Raw genomic sequence first — 18,352 nt, 5'->3', positions numbered from 1 at the left:
AGCTGTAAGGCCCGGTCAGTACGCAGCTGACCGGGCCTTACGGCTTTAGTGATAAGTATTCCTTTGATTGCTGACACTCATTGTGGATCCCATATCTCATGACAGGTTCATCAAGACCTTTTTGCATTTTAAATGAAAAAAGCCCCGTGAAAGTAGTATGATGTAGGAAAGAGGAGGGATAGTATGGATTTTACAATACTTGGTCTGGATCATGTACAGCTTACTGCTCCGAAAGGAACGGAAGAAAAGGCTAGAGGATTTTACGGAATAGTTCTCGGACTCAGGGAAATCGAAAAGCCCGGGCAGCTTAAGTCGGGAGGGGGCTGCTGGTTTGAATGCGGAAATCATGAAATACATATTGGGGTTGAAAGCGATTTTGCTCCTGCATTGAAAGCCCATCCCGGAATCGTGGTCAAGAACATCGGTGCCATAAGGAGCAGGCTTGAAGAAAATGGATTCGAGGTAAAGGAAGACACCCGGATTGAAGACCGGAAGAGGATTTTTGTTAATGACCCGTTTGGAAACAGGGTCGAATTTCTTGAATATCTTTGAATCCTGCTTCCTAAACAGCCGCTTCTCATATTTAGGAGCGGCTGTTTCCTTCCTTTCTGTCTGCAAATTCTCAACCTTTCCTGTTGTTTCCTTCAATATTAAAAATGCCTTTGCTATGATATAATTAGTGTTTGTAGATTACTAGATGAGATCGGAAAGGTTTGGTTGGCCAATGGCGACATACACTCCAATGATTATGCAATACTTAAAGGTAAAGGCAGAGTATCAGGATGCCTTTTTGTTTTTCCGTTTAGGCGATTTCTATGAGATGTTCTTTGAGGATGCAATCAAAGCTTCACAGGAGCTTGAAATCACTTTGACAAGCCGGGACGGAGGCAGTACCGAGCGGATTCCCATGTGCGGTGTGCCTTACCATTCAGCACCGAATTATATCGAACAGCTGATTGAAAAAGGCTTCAAGGTGGCAATTTGCGAACAGACCGAAGATCCCAAGCAGGCAAAAGGCGTGGTGAAAAGGGAAGTTGTACAGCTCATTACACCTGGCACTGTGATGGACGGTAAAGGACTGCATGATAAAGAAAATAATTATATAGCCTCTATAAGTCTATTTAATGATCATACAGCAGGATTGGCTTACAGTGATTTATCCACAGGTGAAACAAAAGTGACCCAGCTGGCAGCGACTTTTGACGACTTAGTTAATGAACTTGCAACGATCGGGGCAAAAGAAGTGGTCATACACACAGAATTCGATGAAGATTTGAAAAAGAAAATGTGTGAACGGACGGGCGTGACAGTATCATATGAAAATGAAACGGAGCTAAGTGTGAAATTCAGTTCCCTCATGGATGATTTGAAACAGGACAAGCTGCAAACTACTGTGTGCAGACTGTTAAACTACTTATTCAAAACCCAGAAGAGAAGTTTGGACCATTTGCAAAAAGTTGAAACCTATCAAGTTCAGCAATTCATGAAGATCGACTACTACTCAAAGAGGAACCTTGAATTGACCGAAACCATCCGTGCCAAAGGAAAGAAAGGATCATTGCTATGGCTTCTGGATGAAACAATGACAGCCATGGGGGCACGTATGCTAAAACGGTGGATAGACCGTCCGCTGATCGACCTAGGGGAGATTGAGAAGAGGCACAGCATGGTTGCACTGCTGCAGGAGCGGTTCTTTGAGCGGGAGGATATCAGGGAACTGCTTAAAGAGGTTTATGACCTTGAAAGGCTCGCCGGAAGAGTTGCCTTCGGTAATGTCAATGCAAGGGATTTGATTCAGCTAAGGAAATCTCTTGCCCAGATTCCGCTTTTGAAAAATATAATTAGTGAACTTGGCCAGGATATCGCTGATGAAATTATGGAAGCAATCGACCCTTGTGATGAGTTGACCAATATGCTTGAGGATTCGCTTCACGAGCAGCCTCCGCTTTCCATTAAAGAAGGAAATATTATCAAGGACGGTTATAACGGGGAACTTGATGAATTCCGAGATGCAAGCAGAAACGGGAAAACCTGGATTGCCCAGCTTGAGAGGGAAGAACGTGAAAGAACTGGAATCCGGTCATTGAAAGTGGGTTACAATCGTATATTCGGCTACTACATCGAAGTGACCAAGGCAAACCTCGGATCACTGGAAGAAGGACGATATGAACGAAAGCAGACTCTGACGAATGCTGAACGCTTCATTACCCCTGAATTAAAGGAGAAGGAAGCATTGATCCTGCAGGCAGATGAAAAAAGCATCGAGCTCGAATATGAGCTTTTCCTGAAAATCAGGGAAACAGTCAAAGACTATATCCCGCGTTTACAGAAGCTGGCCAGGATTGTCAGTGAGATAGATGTTTTGCAGTGCTTTGCCACCGTCAGTGAAAAAAGGCATTATGTGAAACCAGCATTCAATCGTGAGAGGCGGATCATGATCAAAGACGGCCGCCATCCTGTGGTGGAAAAAGTCATGGATGCCCAGGAATATGTTCCAAATGACTGCTATATGGATCCGGAAAGGGAAATCCTGCTGATAACAGGCCCGAACATGTCCGGTAAGAGCACCTATATGAGGCAGCTCGCCCTTACTGCAATCCTTGCCCAGATCGGGTGCTACGTTCCTGCCAAAGAAGCGGACCTGCCCATTTTTGATCAGGTATTCACGCGGATTGGAGCAGCAGACGACCTTATTTCCGGTCAGAGTACCTTCATGGTCGAAATGCTTGAAGCAAAAAATGCCATAACCAATGCCACACAAGACAGCTTGATATTATTTGATGAAATTGGAAGGGGAACGAGCACCTATGATGGTATGGCTCTTGCCCAGGCGATCATTGAGTACATTCACGAAAAGATCAAAGCAAAGACGCTTTTCTCAACCCACTATCACGAATTGACGATTCTTGAGCAAGAACTGGCCAATGTGAAGAATATCCACGTCAGTGCCATGGAGCACAACGGCAGCCTGGTATTCCTCCACAAAATCAAAGAAGGAGCGGCGGACAAGAGTTATGGAATCCACGTGGCACAGCTGGCGGAACTTCCTGAAAACCTTATCTCGCGCGCTAATGAAATATTGAGCAGGCTCGAACAGAAGAAAGGACAAGCCGGAGACGTCAGTGTAACCCCTCCGCAGGCATCACCTGCCTTCAAAGAGATAAAAGAAGAACAGCCTTCCCAGCTTTCCTTCTTCCAAGAACAAAAATCTGAGAAGGATAATGCAAGTAATTTAAATAAAAAAGAACGCAAACTGCTGGAAGAATTGAAATCATTTGATATTCTTGAGATGAATCCCCTGCAGGCGATGAATGCCCTCTATGATCTTCAAAAGAAATTGAAAAAATAAGGAGGTGGGAATATGGCGAAAATCTTTCAGCTTGATGATGCTTTGTCCAATAAAATCGCAGCCGGTGAGGTAGTGGAAAGGCCTGCTTCAGTTGTAAAGGAACTGTTGGAGAATGCGATTGATGCCAATGGTACAATAATTGAAATCCATGTAGAGGAAGCGGGTCTGGGCTTGATCAGGATCATCGATAACGGTGACGGTATTTTGGAGGAAGATGTCCTGACAGCGTTCAGCAGGCATGCAACAAGCAAAATTAAGGATGAAAATGATTTGTTCCGCATCCGTACCCTTGGATTCAGGGGGGAGGCACTTCCAAGTATTGCGTCTGTATCTCACCTGGAGATGTATACAAGCACGGGAATGGGAGCTGGAGTGAAAATCAAGCTCCAAGGCGGAAATGTCGTCACACATGATAAGTCCTCCAGCAGAAGAGGGACGGATATTACCGTCTCCAATCTCTTCTACAATACTCCCGCGCGATTGAAATACATGAAGACGATCCATACCGAGCTTGGAAATATTACGGATGTGACCAATAGAATCGCCCTGTCCCATCCGGAAATTTCCATCAAGTTGATCCATAACGGCAAGACTCTCCTTCATACGAATGGAAATGGAGATGTACGACAGGTGCTTGCCGCCATATATGGTACCAATATTGCAAGGAAAATGGTGAAAGTTGAAGCATCCTCATTGGATTTTAAGGTGAAAGGATATATATCACTTCCAGAAATCACACGGGCTTCCCGAAATTATATTTCGACAATGATAAATGGCCGGTTCATTAAGAATTACGGGCTTGCCAAAGCAATAGGTGAAGGGTATCATACCCTGCTTCCTATAGGCAGGTACCCGATTGTCCTGCTTTCAATTGAAATGGATCCGCTTCTGGTCGATGTCAATGTACATCCATCTAAAATGGAGGTAAGAATCAGTAAAGAACCTGAACTGTTTGAACTGGTTTCGAACACCATAAAGGATTCTTTCAAAACCAAGGAATTGATTCCTTCAGGCTACAAAGAACCAAAGTCGATGAAGCCCCAGCCAGAGCAGACAAGGCTGGCGCTGGATCATCTCCCGGAAGGAAGTCCGGCAAAGGGATATGCGGATAGAACAAACCAGCAGAAAAAGGAGTGGGATAAACCGGAAAAACCATATAGTAGGGAAAAGCTGCCTCCAAAAGAGGTCATGGAGCTCCTTTATAAGAAGGATGAAGCTCCGATGACAGAAGAGGATGCATCTACGGTTTATGAGGATCACGCCGCTATGCAGACAGAATCTCCTTCCCCGGATGCGGAGAAAACCACTGAAGAACCACAATCATCCAGGGTTCCGCCATTGTATCCAGTTGGACAGATGCACGGGACGTATATTTTTGCCCAGAATGAAAATGGTTTATATATCATCGACCAGCATGCAGCGCAAGAACGGATCAAATACGAATATTACAGGGAAAAGGTCGGAAGAGTGGAAAATGAACTTCAGGAAATGCTCGTACCGATAACACTGGAATATTCAACAGATGAATATATGAAAATCCTCGAACATAAAGAAGAGATGGAAAAAGTCGGTGTCTTCCTGGAAGAGTTCGGACATAACAGCTTTATTATCCGTTCACATCCCCAATGGCTTCCTGCCGGCCAGGAGGGTGAACTCATCGATGAGATGATCGAACAGCTCCTTCATATGAAAAAGGTGGATATTAAAAAGCTGCGGGAAGAGGCAGCTATCATGATGAGCTGTAAAGCATCAATCAAGGCGAACCAGTACTTGAAGAATGATGAAATTCAAGCATTGCTGGATGAGCTGAGACGTTCTGAAGATCCATTCACATGTCCGCACGGCAGGCCGATCATCATTCATTATTCAGTATATGAAATGGAAAAGATGTTTAAAAGGATCATGTAAGGGAAAAAGGGCTTATGCGCTCCCATGCGTATAAGCCTTTCTTAAACCAGATGATTGACAACGCTTCCAAATTTTATTACTCTAAAAGCAAGTTAAAAGAATCCGGAAATATAAGAGACTCACACATGAGATCCCAGTCGATAATTGTGTGGGTTTTTCTGCATTAAAAAGACAGATAAAGGAGTGGGGAACTTGGCACAATACATATTATCCCTGGATCAGGGCACGACCAGTTCAAGAGCAATTCTGTTTAACAAAAAAGGGGAAATTGTCCATACTGCGCAAAAGGAATTCACCCAGCACTTTCCAAAAGCAGGCTGGGTGGAACATGACCCAAATGAAATCTGGGGTTCAATCCTTGCTGTTATTGCTTCAGTCCTCTCTGAATCATCGGTTAAACCGCAGGAAGTTGCAGCGATTGGCATTACAAATCAGCGGGAGACAACAGTGGTATGGGATAAGAAGACAGGTGAACCTGTCTATAATGCAATCGTTTGGCAGTCACGCCAGACCTCGCACATTTGTGAGGAACTGAAGGGGAAAGGACTGCAGGAAACATTCCGCAATAAGACCGGTCTTTTAATCGATGCCTACTTCTCCGGGACAAAAGTGAAGTGGATCCTGGATCATGTTGAAGGGAGCAGAGCGAAAGCGGACAATGGAGAGCTGCTTTTTGGCACGATTGATACATGGCTGATCTGGAAACTCTCTGGAGGAAAAACCCATGTTACTGACTATACCAATGCTTCCCGTACACTTATGTATAACATCCATGAGTTGAAATGGGATGCGGAGCTGCTTGATATTCTTGGAGTTCCGGAAAGCATGCTCCCGGTGGTAAAGCCTTCTTCCGAGGTGTATGGCCGCACCGTCCCCTATCACTTTTTTGGAGAGGAAATTCCCATTGCAGGTGCAGCGGGGGATCAACAAGCCGCTTTGTTCGGCCAGGCCTGTTTTTCGGAAGGGATGGCAAAGAACACCTATGGGACTGGCTGCTTTATGTTGATGAACACTGGAGGAAAGGCTGTTAAATCCGAGCATGGCCTGCTGACGACGATTGCCTGGGGTTATGATGGAAAAGTTGAATATGCACTTGAAGGAAGTATTTTTGTTGCAGGTTCAGCCATCCAATGGCTCCGCGATGGCCTTCGCATGATCAAGGAGGCGGGCGAGACCGAGCATTATGCAGAGAAAACAAATGGGAATGACGGTGTTTATGTAGTTCCCGCCTTTGTAGGACTCGGTACGCCATACTGGGACAGCGAAGTAAGAGGAGCAATATTTGGATTGACAAGGGGAACCTCTAAAGAACTTTTTATCCGCGCGGTCCTGGAGTCTCTTGCCTACCAGACAAAAGATGTACTGACGGCCATGGAGGCTGACTCCGGGCTGGCACTTCAGACGCTCCGTGTAGACGGAGGGGCAGTCAAAAATAACTTCCTGATGCAATTTCAAAGTGATATACTGTCTGCTGAAGTCGAACGCCCTGTGGTAAATGAAACAACTGCACTGGGTGCAGCATATCTTGCAGGACTTGCTGTCGGCTACTGGAAGGATACCAGTGAAATTACAGCACAGCGGGATCTGGACAGGAAATTTGAACCGGCAATGAAACCGGAGGAAATCGACGGATATTACGGTGGCTGGAAGAAGGCAGTGCGTGCTGCAATGGCATTTAAATGATGATTGTTTTTGTATGAACTGCTGCTTTTGGAAAGGCTGTTTTCGAATATATTGTTGCTTTCGGTACAAAGGTTTTACTCTCGAAAAAGAACGAGCAGCTCTTTTCTTTCCTTCTCACCGGGGGTTTTACGACGATATATCAGGAAATTAGTTGGAATTTAAATTGAATAGCAATAAAGTTTTCGTAAAGAGCCTTTGGAAAAATTCAAGAGCAGAGTTTTTTTCGGATACTACGGATTTCCTCTTCAGACAGAGTGAGGAGCTCTTACCTTTCTTATATACCAGGATGTTTCGGTTAAATATGACCTTCTTCCGGGAAACTTACATAAAAAGGTATACAAAAAAGTCTCATACATTTTCGTATGAGACTTTTCGATTCAGCCGTTTGAAGTGCGGTAATTCTTGCCTTCATCCGGTTTCTTAAAGTTGTTTTCCCAAATTCTTTTCACAGGCTTAGGCAGCTGTTTAACGGCTCCCACAGTATATTGGATACTGTCTTTCTTTTCATCGATATCTTCCTTGATCTCCTGGCTGTGTGCAGAAAGTTCATTTGTTTCCTCCTGCAGGGATTGAGCTCTTTGCTGCAGGTTTTCCACGGTTTTATTCAGGTGATTCAAAGTGGGTTTTGTTCTCTTCATAAACTTAATTCCTTCGTATCCCAAATAGGCGATGGAAAGGACAAATAATGCTATGCTTAAATAAACGATGATCATGGTAAAACCTCCTATAGCTTCTGTAATCCAGATATGCAGAGAATCAATACTTCTCTTTACCCTGAATGAAGGGATTAAAACAGAAAGGAAAACAGTGGAAATAGGATTGCCTTCCTTTCAGCAATGAGCTATAATGAAAACAAAATTTTGTAAATAGTATGCGATGAAAAAGAAGAGTATGCATGGAAAAGACTTAAGAGAGCTGATGGCTGGTGGGAATCAGTGTCGGACCATGCGGAATGGGCTTTAGAGCATCCAGGCTGAACAAATAGGCCGGCGGAGGGTTCCACCGATAAAAGGAACAAAAGAGTGAATATCACTGAGCTCTTTTTAAGATTGCCCTTTTTGAGGGTAAATGAAGGTGGCACCGCGGGTCTCTCGTCCTTTTTGGAAGAGGGGCCCTTTTTTATTTTTAGGAGGGGTATTATGGAACGACCAACCGTGTTAACAGGCATCAAGCCTACAGGACACCCGCACCTTGGAAACTATATCGGAGCGATCAAACCTGCACTTGAGATGGCCGAAGACAACAGATCACAGGGAATCTATTTCATTGCTGATTACCATGCATTGAACTCAGTGCAGGATAGGCAGGAATTCAAGGAATATACGTATGAGATCGCAGCAGCATGGCTTGCTCTCGGTCTGGATCCAGATAAGGTCATTTTCTACAGGCAGTCAGATGTGCCAGAGATACTGGAACTTCATTGGATCCTTTCTTGTATGACACCAAAGGGGCTTATGAACAGGGCGCATGCATATAAAGCGAAAGTGGAGGAGAATAATCTGGAAGGAAATGACCAGGATTCAGGTGTGAATATGGGTCTTTTCACCTATCCTATTCTGATGGCGTCCGACATCCTGTTATTCAATTCCGATCAAGTGCCGGTAGGGAAAGACCAGGTGCAGCACGTGGAGATTGCAAGGGACATAGCCGAGAATTTTAATCGCACATTCGGTGAAGTTCTCAAACTCCCTCAGTATGTCATTGAAGAAGAGACAGCCGTCATCCCTGGACTTGATGGAAGGAAAATGAGCAAGAGCTATGGTAATACCATTCCGTTGTTCACTGAGGAAAAAGCACTGAAGAAATTGATCAACAAAATTGTTACTGATTCCACTCCTCCGGAAGAACCGAAAGAGGTTAAAGGCTCCTCCTTGTTTACTCTTTATAAAGAGTTTGCAGCAGAAGATGAAATCGAGTCCATGAGAGAGAAGTACCGTAAAGGCATAGGCTGGGGACAAGTGAAGAAGGAAGTGTTTGAAGTCATCAACAGGGAACTGCGGGAACCGCGCCGGAAGTATTATGAATATCTGGAGGATACAAAGGCTCTTGATGAAGTACTTAAGAGGGGTGCACAGGAAGCACGCAGCATTGCAGCGGTTCAACTTCGAAAGGTAAAAGAAATGATCGGTTGTTGAGTGCGGCGGTTGTTAACCTGACCACTTGTAAATGAAGCTTTGCCCTATTTCATATCAAACCGAGTAAAGACCAAACAAAATAGTTTGGTCTTTTTCCAGTAAACTCGTTTATTCCCCCTTTTTGGCCAGGGCCGCTTCTGCCATCTTGATCATCTCTCTGACCATATTGCCGCCGATCACGCCGCCGACTTTTCCGGCATCATGGGAACTTAATGCACCATTATAGCCTTTACTTAAAGAGACTCCCTGTTCCTTGGCAGCTTCATATTTTACCTCTGCAGGATCCTGTTGATTAAATAAGCTCGCTTTCAAGGTGTTTAACCCGCTGCGTGCTTCTGGGACGAGAAGTCTATTTCTACCCATATCCACCATCCTTTCACATAGTAATAGTATGGAGTAAATAGAACATTATATTAAAAAAACATTGTAATTAATCTTAAATAGTGTAAAATTACACTAAGAATAATTTGGTAATATCGGGGTGGATTACATGATAATCAATACAGGCTATTCAAAAAAAATCGTGGTTCTATGCTTATTTCTCATTGCCTATTGTTTAGTATTTTTAAAGCTTACACAGCAGACAGAAACCGAAGACCCTAATATGGTAAGTGACGTAGGAGGCTTGATGCCCACCAGGGTTGAAAAAGTGGTAAAAGGGCAGGAAGAACTCAAGCTTGTTGATATAGTCAATGATGCGGCCGAAAAAGATATGAAAATTTCGATTGCCGGGAAAATGCACAGCCAGGGTGGACACACCTATTATCCGGGAAGTGTTGTTCTGGATATGACCGGCTACAATAAAGTTCTTGACCTGGATGTTGAGAAGAAAACCATCCGTGTCCAAAGCGGGGCTACATGGGAAGATGTTCAAGAAGCAGCCAATCAATATGGGCTGGCTGTAAAGGTGATGCAGTCACAAAATATCTTTACAATTGGAGGTTCCCTTTCTGTCAATGTCCATGGCCGGGACATCAGGCATGGCTCATTGATCGAAACTGTCAATTCGTTCAGGCTGTTGAAGCAAAATGGTGATATCATCAATGTCTCTCGTACTGTAAATGAAGAGTATTTTCCACTTGTTATAGGGGGATATGGATTATTCGGTGTCATTCTTGATGCCGAAATCCAACTTACAGATGATGAGCTGTACAGTATGAAAACAACAAAGCTCCCCTATGATCAGTACAGTGAGTTTTTCAAGAAGGAAGTGAGGGGCAATCAGGATGTTAAAATGCACCTTGCCAGAATTTCCACTGCCCCCGATACATTTTTGAAAGACATGTATATTACTGATTATGTCCAAACAGAGGATCAGGAAGCTTTCAAAGAGTACAGTGAGCTCAAAGGGGAAGAAGGTACATTCGTTTCCAAGTTCATGCTGGGTGTCTCAAGAAAAACAGATTGGGGAAAAAACCTTTTCTGGGACATGCAGGAAACTTATTTTACAGGTAAAGATGGAGGACGTATCACAAGAAATAACGCAATGAGGTCGGAGTCCAAGTTTATGGAATATGAAAGCAGTAAGGATACGGATGTGCTCCAGGAATATTTTGTTCCTGTGGACGAATTTACAAGTTATATCGATGATATGAGAGAAGCATTGAAAGGGGAAGACCTTAATTTAATCAATATTACCATTCGGTATGTGGAAGAAAACGAGGACGCTGTATTGTCTTATGCGAAGGAGGATATGTTTGCGCTGGTTCTGTTGATAAATCAGAAAAAATCGATTGATGGTGAAGCAGAAACAGAAAGGGTCATCAGGAAGATGTTGGACGTGACGCTCAATCACAATGGAAGCTATTACCTCCCGTATTACTCTTATCCATCCAGGAAACAAATGAATGCTGCATATCCAAGAACCCAAGAGTTTTTTGAAAGTAAAAGAAGATTGGACCCGGAGGAAATTTTCATGAATCATTTTTACGAGGTGTATGGAAAATGAACTTTTTTATCTTATCGCAAAGCTTCGCCACGATGGCAAGTTCAATATCGTTTCCTTTCTATTTACTATTTATTAAGAACATAGGATCCAATTTCTCCAGCTTCGGTTTTGCTTATGGATTATTTACACTGAGCTCAGCTTTGTTTCACAGATTGGCCGGTACGGCTGCTGATAGAATAGGAAGCCGGTATCTGCTGATAGGATATGCTTGGGGAATGGCGTTCACCTTCCTGCTGATTCCGGAGGTGGAATCAATAGCTGGTGTTTATCTTATGCAGGTCGTACTGGGGTTTTTGGGAGCAGTCCAGAAAACCTGTGAAAAGACAATGGCCGGCGAGGTCTTTCAAGGAATAAAGGCAGGGAGGAAGATAGGAAAATACCACTTCTGGACGTCCCTTTTTGCCTCTTTTGCCGTATTCGCCACAGGAGTGCTCATTGACTTCTTTACCATTTCATTCATTTTTTACATTGGATCGTTCTTATTTGCCGGAAGCGGTATCACCCTGCTGTTCTACAAACCAAGGGGACGAAAGGGGCATTCCGCAAAGGATCTGGCTGCTGAGAATGGTTGATAGTTGAAGGAAGCGGGGGGAAAGCGAATATAAGCCTGGAAAAGGGATTTGTGAATAGGAAAATACTGAGCTGGACGGCTAAAAAACCGGTACCAGGAGGTGTCTGGCTGCATCTGGTTACCTAATGTGAAGCATCCCAGCCCCAGCCGGTTCTAAGCGGCTGCACGTCACACAAGCATCAGGGAGGGGGCGGAGCAGTCAGAGGATATTATGGAAACTCATCACCGGGATGCATTGGAGAATTTATGATTACAAACAATGTATAAAAAAGATGAAGCTGGTTACAATAATCTGATATGTAACAATGGAATTCTTATGGTACGATAATATGTAAACTTATCCTTTTACATAGAAAGCAGTGAATTAGTTGACACAGAAAGAAAAACTTATCGTACTGATAGGCCCGACTGCAGTTGGAAAGACAGCGGCAAGCATACAATTGGCGAAAAAGTTCAATGGTGAAATCATCAGCGGTGATTCCATGCAGATTTATAGAACAATGGATATCGGGACAGCCAAGATCCATAAAGAAGAAATGGATGGGATACCCCACCATCTCATAGATATACGGGAACCGGAAGAAGGTTTTTCGGCAGCGGAATTTCAAGAGCTGGTCAGGGAGAAGATATCGGAAATTCACCGCCGGGGCAAGCTGCCGATGATAGTCGGAGGAACCGGGCTGTATATTCAATCGGTCATATATGATTATCACTTTACAGATGCTCCCGGGGATGAGGAGTACCGAATGAAATTGGAAAAGGAAGCTGAAGAAATTGGAAATGAGAAAATCCATCGGATGCTTGAACAAATCGATCCCAAAGCTGCGTCCCATATACACCCAAACAACATAAGAAGAGTCATCAGGGCGTTAGAAATATATCACTGCACCGGCAAAACGATGAGCGGGCTTCAGGAAGATCAAAATAATGAACTAATATACGATGTTGCACTGGTCGGCTTGACGATGGACAGGGAGTTATTGTACAGCAGAATCGATTTCCGAGTGGATATTATGATGAAAGAGGGCCTTTTGGAAGAGGTGAAATCCTTATATGCTAAGGGGATCAGAGGGGTTCAATCCATACAAGCGATCGGGTATAAGGAAATTTATGAATATCTGGATGGAAGAGTGACCCTGGATGAAGCTGTTGAAAACCTGAAACAGAACTCCCGGAGGTATGCAAAACGCCAGCTGACATGGTTCCGCAATAAAATGGATGTAGAGTGGTTTGATATGACAAACTCAAGGGAAAAGAACAAAAAAATTGAACAGATATCCGATTTTGTTGCAGGAAAGCTGGGCTTGTAGTCGAATAGTTAAGATAGAGATAGAAGAGGAGGACTTAACATGAAACAAGCGATTAATATTCAAGATCAATTCCTTAACCAATTGCGAAAAGACAGCACGCAAGTAACTGTATTTCTATTGAACGGGTTTCAAATCCGCGGTCTTGTAAAAGGGTTTGATAACTTTACAGTTCTGTTTGAGTCGGAAGGAAAGCAGCAGATGGTATACAAGCATGCAATTTCAACCTTTTCGCCTCAGCGCAACGTCCAAATTAATTTCGATGAATCCCAATAATTCCATTTAAGTGATAAAACACACCGGATAATTTTCTGGTGTGTTTTTTTATTTATCTAACTTTACATAACATAGTTATTGTCAAACTAAGAACAAGCTCTCCGGACAAAAAAAAATAATGATTTCCTGATTCTTGGAATAGGATGATAAGAGAGTTTTTAGAGATATAGATGGGCTTTTGTCACCGTTAAAAACCTCCAGACGTATACTGTATAGAAATGGTGAGGTGAAAATATGGATCAGCCGATGAGAATGAAGAATAATGGACAAATTAGTATTGTTCTGAATTCACATAAACGAAACCCGGTACGGGAGATCAGAAAAGCGGAGGAACCTGTCAAAGTCCTCCCGCAGGAACATGCAGCGCTGAAAGAAATTGAAGCTGAACTCGCCACTTTGGTCGGCATGGAAGATATGAAAAAAATGGTGAAAGAAATATATGCATGGATATATGTCAATAAAAAACGTGAAGAAGCCGGCCTTAAAGCAGGGAAGCAGGCTCTTCATATGATGTTCAAAGGCAACCCGGGCACAGGGAAAACGACTGTAGCGAGGCTTATAGGCAAGTTGTTTCATAAAATGAATGTTCTTTCCAAGGGCCATCTTATAGAAGCGGAAAGGGCAGATTTAGTTGGGGAGTACATCGGACACACCGCCCAGAAAACAAGGGATCTCATCAAGAAAGCGATGGGAGGGATTCTGTTCGTCGATGAAGCCTACTCACTTGGACGGGGTGGGGAGAAGGATTTCGGGAAAGAGGCGATCGATACCCTTGTAAAACATATGGAAGACAAACAGCATGAGTTCATACTTATCCTTGCCGGATATTCCCGGGAGATGGACCAATTCCTGACGCTTAACCCCGGACTTCATTCGCGTTTTCCGCTTGTATTTCAGTTTCAGGATTATTCGGTGGAACAGCTCATGGAAATTGGCCGAAGAATGGTGGCCGATAAAGAATATCAGTTAAGTACTGATGCTGAAAGGAAAATGAGGGATCACCTTCTGCATGCCAAAACAGCAATCGGACCGGCTGCCTTCTCCAATGGAAGGTATGTCAGGAATGTCATCGAAAAATCAATTCGATTACATGCGATGCGTCTGCTTATGCAGAATTCATATGACCGGCATGAATTGGTGACAATCCGGAGCAATGATTTATTATTTCCATCAACTGAAGATTAGCACTCATTCAGCCAGCCAGAGGGTCAGTAAGTCTCTGCTGGCTGAAGTTGGTTGGTACACTTATAAGATGGAATCTCAATTTCCTCGTAACCTGTGCATGCCAAAAAAGCTGTGAACTATTTTTGTGGAGAGCTTCAGGATTTTCTAATATACACATCGCAATGCGGGACTTTGATCCAATCAATATATCCCGCACTAGGAAGACCGTTTTATTGCCTGAGTCCCCTCTCTTCCTCATTGTGGTATTTCAGGGATTGCAGGAATAAGGACAACTATGTTGCTTTTAAAGTATTTATCATGTTCATGCCCTTTTCCGTCAATTCTGTGCCTTTCCTGCCTTTGTGAATTTTTATCCATTCTAGATCTTCGAGCTCTTTCATCCTCGTTCGGATTTGCTGAAGGGAAAGAGGAGTAGGGGTGTCTGCCAATTGTTCCCTAAGCTTTTCCCTGCTCGCATTTTGATTACTGGATAATAGCTTCCTCATTTCCAGCAGCAGTGCTATATATTCTTTTTTTCTGATCGGGGAGATCCCTGCCGGCACCTTAAGAGAACGTTCCTGCTGATTGAAAGATGAGGACCTGGGAAGGTCGTGTACCGTCAAGATGCCGGATTCAGATACGGCGATCATGTAAAGGATGGTATTCTTCAATTCACGGATATTTCCTTTCCAATCGGCATTATTTAAGGTATGTATCAGTTCACTGTCAAGGGCTTTACCGGCACCTGTCTCTTGTAGGATAAACGACTCCGCCAACAGTGGAATGTCCTCTTTGCGCTCCTGAAGGCTTGGCAGATTTATAGTCAGGACCTTTAATCTATGATAAAGATCTTCCCGGAAAGTCCCGGCCGCAACCAGATCGGATAGAGGTTTGTTGGTAGCTGAGATAATCCTTACGTCAACTGATATATTTTTGGTTCCTCCAATTCTCCTTATCTCCATCTCTTCCAAAACCCTTAGAAGTCTTGCTTGTAATTTCAGGCTGATGTCCCCGATTTCATCCAGAAACAAAGTGCCTCCATCTGCCTGCTCAAAAACCCCTTTTTTTCCTCCTTTCACTGCTCCAGTAAAGGCGCCTTCCTCATAGCCGAATAATTCACTTTCAAGCAAGTCTTCCGGAAGTGCACCGCAATTGATGGCTAGAAAGGGTTCGTCTTTCCTGTTTGATTCATTGTGTATCGCAGAAGAAAACAATTCTTTACCTGTCCCGGTTTCTCCGTGGATCAAGACGGGAAGGCCGCTTTTAGCAAGTTTTGCAGCGATGGTTTTTGTTTCATAGATTGCAGGAGATGACCCCAGGATATTGGAAAAGGTATATTTGGCAATGTAGCCTCTTTTTTGCAGCTCCTGCTTACGGAGCTTTTCCATTTCAATTGTTTCATCCATATCTTTAAAGGTCGCAACTGTAACTGCTTCATCATTCATCCTGAAACGAAAGATCATTACATCCCTTTGTCTTAGAGTAAGGAAGACTTGGGCTTCTGTTTCTTTGGAGTAAAGGAAATTCGTCAGCTCGTGATTCCTGAAAACCTGTGAAAGCTTCTTCCCGATAGCAAAGGAAGGTGAAATCCCCAGCATTTTTTCAAGCACTTCATTGAAAACGGTAATCTCCCCATCCTCCTGAAAAGCCAATATCCCATCATTCACTCCGTCTACTACTCTATTCAGGAATCGATTAAGGGTCTTGGCTTTCATGTGAACCTGTGAAAGCTTCTGGCTTAAATCTATAATTTTCTTAGTGTATCGGTTGGTGATATCTATACTGAGATTATCTGATAGTTGGAAGTGGCTTATGATTTTCATTATGGTGTTCAGGTCGATCAGCCGCACCCCTATATCGATCCTGGTATTGATGCTGGACGGTATCAAGTGCCCTTCACCAGGGGAGATGGCGATATCTATGCCCTGTGGGATTTCTCTGCTTTCACTTGAAAATGGGACATAATCAATATGGGTAATTCCCAGTCCTTTTAACGTGGCAATGGCCTCTTCGGCGGTTCTCATAAAGTCATTTACATACAAAACCTTTTGTCCGGGAGCAAGCGCGAAAATGCGGTCTATGAATTCGTAATTGACAGTTCTTGTGGCGACAATGATTTTACAGGTGGAGAAATCTATATGCTTTTCAACCTCATCTTCTATTAAGGAAGAAGAATACAGAATGAGTTCATTTTCAAACAGGTCAGGGAGTCCCTCGTCAATGGCATATCCTTCAAACTTAATGAGCTTTCCGAAAATGGAGATCAATTGATTTGTAAGTGCAATTTCTGTTTCTTTTGTGCCGGCAACGACTATCAATTTTCGCATCTCTTTACACCTCTTTAATGGTTTTTATAAGTGGTTATTGGTTGTAATTGGTTAACCATTTTATCTAGCATACCACATTTTTATTAGTATTTTCTGATTTTTTAAGTTGGCATGATTCTTGCATATTTATTAATGAAAATAAATTGAGGGGGAGATAAGCGTGAACAAAGAACAAAAAGCCTGGAAGGTGCCGCATACTTTCATCATTGTCTTCTTTGTGGTCATATTGGCTGCATTGCTGACCTATGTAGTGCCGAAAGGGCAATTTGAAACCCAGGAAGTAACTTATATGGAAGGCGGCGAGGAACAAACAAAAACGGTCCTTGATTCCGATTCTTTCAGCTACTTAACAGACGAAGAAGGAAATCTCGTCAGGGAGGGGACTGGGTTATTCGAGCCGGGCGGCGGTGCAGGTTTTCTTAACTATGTCTTTGAAGGACTTGTATCCGGAGATAAATGGGGCTCTGCAGTAGGGGTGATTGCCTTCATTTTGATCATTGGGGGAGCATTCGGAATCATCATGAAAACCAGGGCTATTGAAGAAGGGATCTTAAAGGTGATTGACCGGACCAAAGGGAAGGAAGTTTTAATAATACCAATCATGTTTTTCCTGTTCTCACTTGGAGGGGCTGTTTTTGGGATGGGCGAAGAAGCCATTGCCTTTGCGATGATCCTGGTTCCGATTATGATAGCGATAGGCTATGATGCGATTACTGGCATCATGATTACTTATGTAGCGACTCAGATAGGATTTGCCACTTCCTGGATGAATCCCTTCGGAGTGGCGATTGCACAAGGGGTTTCCGGAGTCCCGGTGCTTTCAGGTGCAACATTCAGGATTGTGATGTGGGTTGTATTTACAGCATTTGGAATATTCTATACGTGGAGATATGCCCAGAGTATCAAGAAAGACCCGAAGAGAAGCGCTTCTTATGAAACCGACAGTTATTTCAGAAAAGAAGGCAAGGTGCAAGACCTGAATTCTTCTTTTACAATAGGCCATATGCTTGTTGTTGCCGCAGTGGCTGTCGGGATAGGCTGGATTATTTGGGGAGTCATTGAACATGCATACTATATTCCGGAAATCGCAAGTCAGTTCTTTACCATTGGATTGACTGCCGGAATTATAGGAGTATTGTTCAAGCTGAATGGAATGACATGGAACGATTTAGCGGAAGGGTTTATTGAAGGAGCTAAAGATTTGCTGCCTGCAGCACTTGTTGTAGGGATGGCGAAGGGAATAGTCATCATTCTTGGCGGTGACAGCCCTGATGCGCCTTCAGTGCTTAACACTGTTCTGTATGGAGCGGGAAAGGTTGTGGGAGACTTTCCAGAAGCGGTTTCCGCATGGAGCATGTATCTCTTCCAGTCGATTTTCAACTTTTTCGTTGTTTCCGGCTCCGGACAGGCTGCATTGACAATGCCATTGATGGCTCCGCTTGCTGATATCGCAGGTGTAACACGTCAGGTAGCGGTCCTTGCCTTCCAACTTGGGGATGGGTTGACAAATATATTTGTGCCGACATCTGCTGCACTGATGGGAACTTTGGGTGCAGCCCGCATTGATTGGGGTGTCTGGGCTAAATTTATTCTCAAATTTATGCTGATCCTTTTCTTGTTGTCATCCATTTTTGTAATAACAGCTGTGTTTATGGGATATTAAGGCGGTTTTCGCATATATTGA

At 43.5% G+C, this 18,352-nt stretch carries 14 protein-coding genes and 1 other annotated feature; of the genes, 11 read left to right on the top strand and 3 right to left on the bottom strand.

All coding sequences use genetic code 11. From position 1 onward, the window contains the following. Positions 1-183 precede the first annotated feature (183 nt). From D3H55_RS19290 to glpK, 4 genes are all read left to right on the top strand, one after another. Positions 184-552: a VOC family protein gene (locus D3H55_RS19290; RefSeq protein ID WP_119548936.1), complete on the top strand. Its 369-nt coding sequence runs from the start codon at positions 184-186 to the stop codon at positions 550-552. A 172-nt stretch (positions 553-724) separates the two neighbouring features. After that, complete coding sequence (gene mutS, locus D3H55_RS19285; protein WP_119548935.1) at positions 725-3,349, top strand: DNA mismatch repair protein MutS; 2,625 nt, start codon at positions 725-727, stop codon at positions 3,347-3,349. Positions 3,350-3,361: 12 nt separating this feature from the next. After that, positions 3,362-5,257 (top strand): DNA mismatch repair endonuclease MutL, encoded by a 1,896-nt coding sequence (gene mutL / locus D3H55_RS19280; protein ID WP_119548934.1) that lies wholly within the window; start codon positions 3,362-3,364, stop codon positions 5,255-5,257. A 192-nt stretch (positions 5,258-5,449) separates the two neighbouring features. After that, positions 5,450-6,940: a glycerol kinase GlpK gene (gene glpK, locus D3H55_RS19275; RefSeq protein ID WP_119548933.1), complete on the top strand. Its 1,491-nt coding sequence runs from the start codon at positions 5,450-5,452 to the stop codon at positions 6,938-6,940. Positions 6,941-7,317: 377 nt separating this feature from the next. On the opposite strand, the gene D3H55_RS19270 is transcribed toward glpK, so the two are convergent. Continuing rightward, complete coding sequence (locus D3H55_RS19270; protein WP_119548932.1) at positions 7,318-7,653, bottom strand: DUF948 domain-containing protein; 336 nt, start codon at positions 7,651-7,653, stop codon at positions 7,318-7,320. Between the two features lie 154 nt (positions 7,654-7,807). Beyond that, positions 7,808-8,042: a binding site (T-box leader), on the top strand. Positions 8,043-8,079: 37 nt separating this feature from the next. On the opposite strand from D3H55_RS19270, the gene D3H55_RS19265 reads away from it, so the two are divergent. After that, a complete protein-coding gene (locus tag D3H55_RS19265) occupies positions 8,080-9,075 on the top strand; it encodes a tryptophan--tRNA ligase (RefSeq protein WP_119548931.1) in 996 nt (331 codons plus the stop codon). Positions 9,076-9,183: 108 nt separating this feature from the next. Here the strand turns inward: D3H55_RS19265 and D3H55_RS19260 are convergent, their stop codons facing one another. Beyond that, complete coding sequence (locus D3H55_RS19260; RefSeq protein WP_119548930.1) at positions 9,184-9,438, bottom strand: alpha/beta-type small acid-soluble spore protein; 255 nt, start codon at positions 9,436-9,438, stop codon at positions 9,184-9,186. A gap of 127 nt (positions 9,439-9,565) precedes the next feature. On the opposite strand from D3H55_RS19260, the gene D3H55_RS19255 reads away from it, so the two are divergent. The 5 genes from D3H55_RS19255 (at position 9,566) to spoVK (ending at position 14,362) form a co-directional block, all read left to right on the top strand. Next, entirely contained in the window at positions 9,566-11,023 is a 1,458-nt protein-coding gene (locus D3H55_RS19255; protein ID WP_119548929.1) for an FAD-binding oxidoreductase, read from the top strand. Then, positions 11,020-11,595, top strand: coding sequence for an MFS transporter (locus D3H55_RS19250; RefSeq protein ID WP_119548928.1), 576 nt, complete (start codon positions 11,020-11,022; stop codon positions 11,593-11,595). The genes D3H55_RS19255 and D3H55_RS19250 overlap by 4 nt, the downstream gene beginning before the upstream one ends. 367 nt (positions 11,596-11,962) lie before the next feature. Next, positions 11,963-12,904: a tRNA (adenosine(37)-N6)-dimethylallyltransferase MiaA gene (gene miaA / locus D3H55_RS19245; RefSeq protein WP_119548927.1), complete on the top strand. Its 942-nt coding sequence runs from the start codon at positions 11,963-11,965 to the stop codon at positions 12,902-12,904. Between the two features lie 39 nt (positions 12,905-12,943). Further along, positions 12,944-13,177 carry an RNA chaperone Hfq gene (hfq, locus tag D3H55_RS19240; protein ID WP_119548926.1) on the top strand — a complete coding sequence of 78 codons (234 nt, stop codon included), beginning with the start codon at positions 12,944-12,946 and terminating at the stop codon, positions 13,175-13,177. Between the two features lie 234 nt (positions 13,178-13,411). Continuing rightward, on the top strand, positions 13,412-14,362 hold the full coding sequence (spoVK, locus tag D3H55_RS19235) for a stage V sporulation protein K (RefSeq protein ID WP_119548925.1): 951 nt from the start codon (positions 13,412-13,414) through the stop codon (positions 14,360-14,362). A gap of 272 nt (positions 14,363-14,634) precedes the next feature. Here spoVK and D3H55_RS19230 read toward each other — a convergent pair whose 3' ends face one another. Continuing rightward, positions 14,635-16,668, bottom strand: coding sequence for a sigma-54 interaction domain-containing protein (locus D3H55_RS19230; protein WP_119548924.1), 2,034 nt, complete (start codon positions 16,666-16,668; stop codon positions 14,635-14,637). Between the two features lie 160 nt (positions 16,669-16,828). Here D3H55_RS19230 and yfcC point away from each other — a divergent pair, with 160 nt between their 5' ends. Next, positions 16,829-18,331: a putative basic amino acid antiporter YfcC gene (gene yfcC, locus D3H55_RS19225; protein ID WP_119548923.1), complete on the top strand. Its 1,503-nt coding sequence runs from the start codon at positions 16,829-16,831 to the stop codon at positions 18,329-18,331. The last annotated feature ends 21 nt before the right edge of the window (positions 18,332-18,352 follow it).

The organism is Bacillus salacetis (assembly GCF_003581585.1).
GTDB lineage: Bacteria > Bacillota > Bacilli > Bacillales > Bacillaceae_B > Rossellomorea > Rossellomorea salacetis.
The sequence above is the reverse complement of the archived record's forward strand: the minus strand, read 5'-3'. Positions and strand labels throughout refer to the sequence as shown.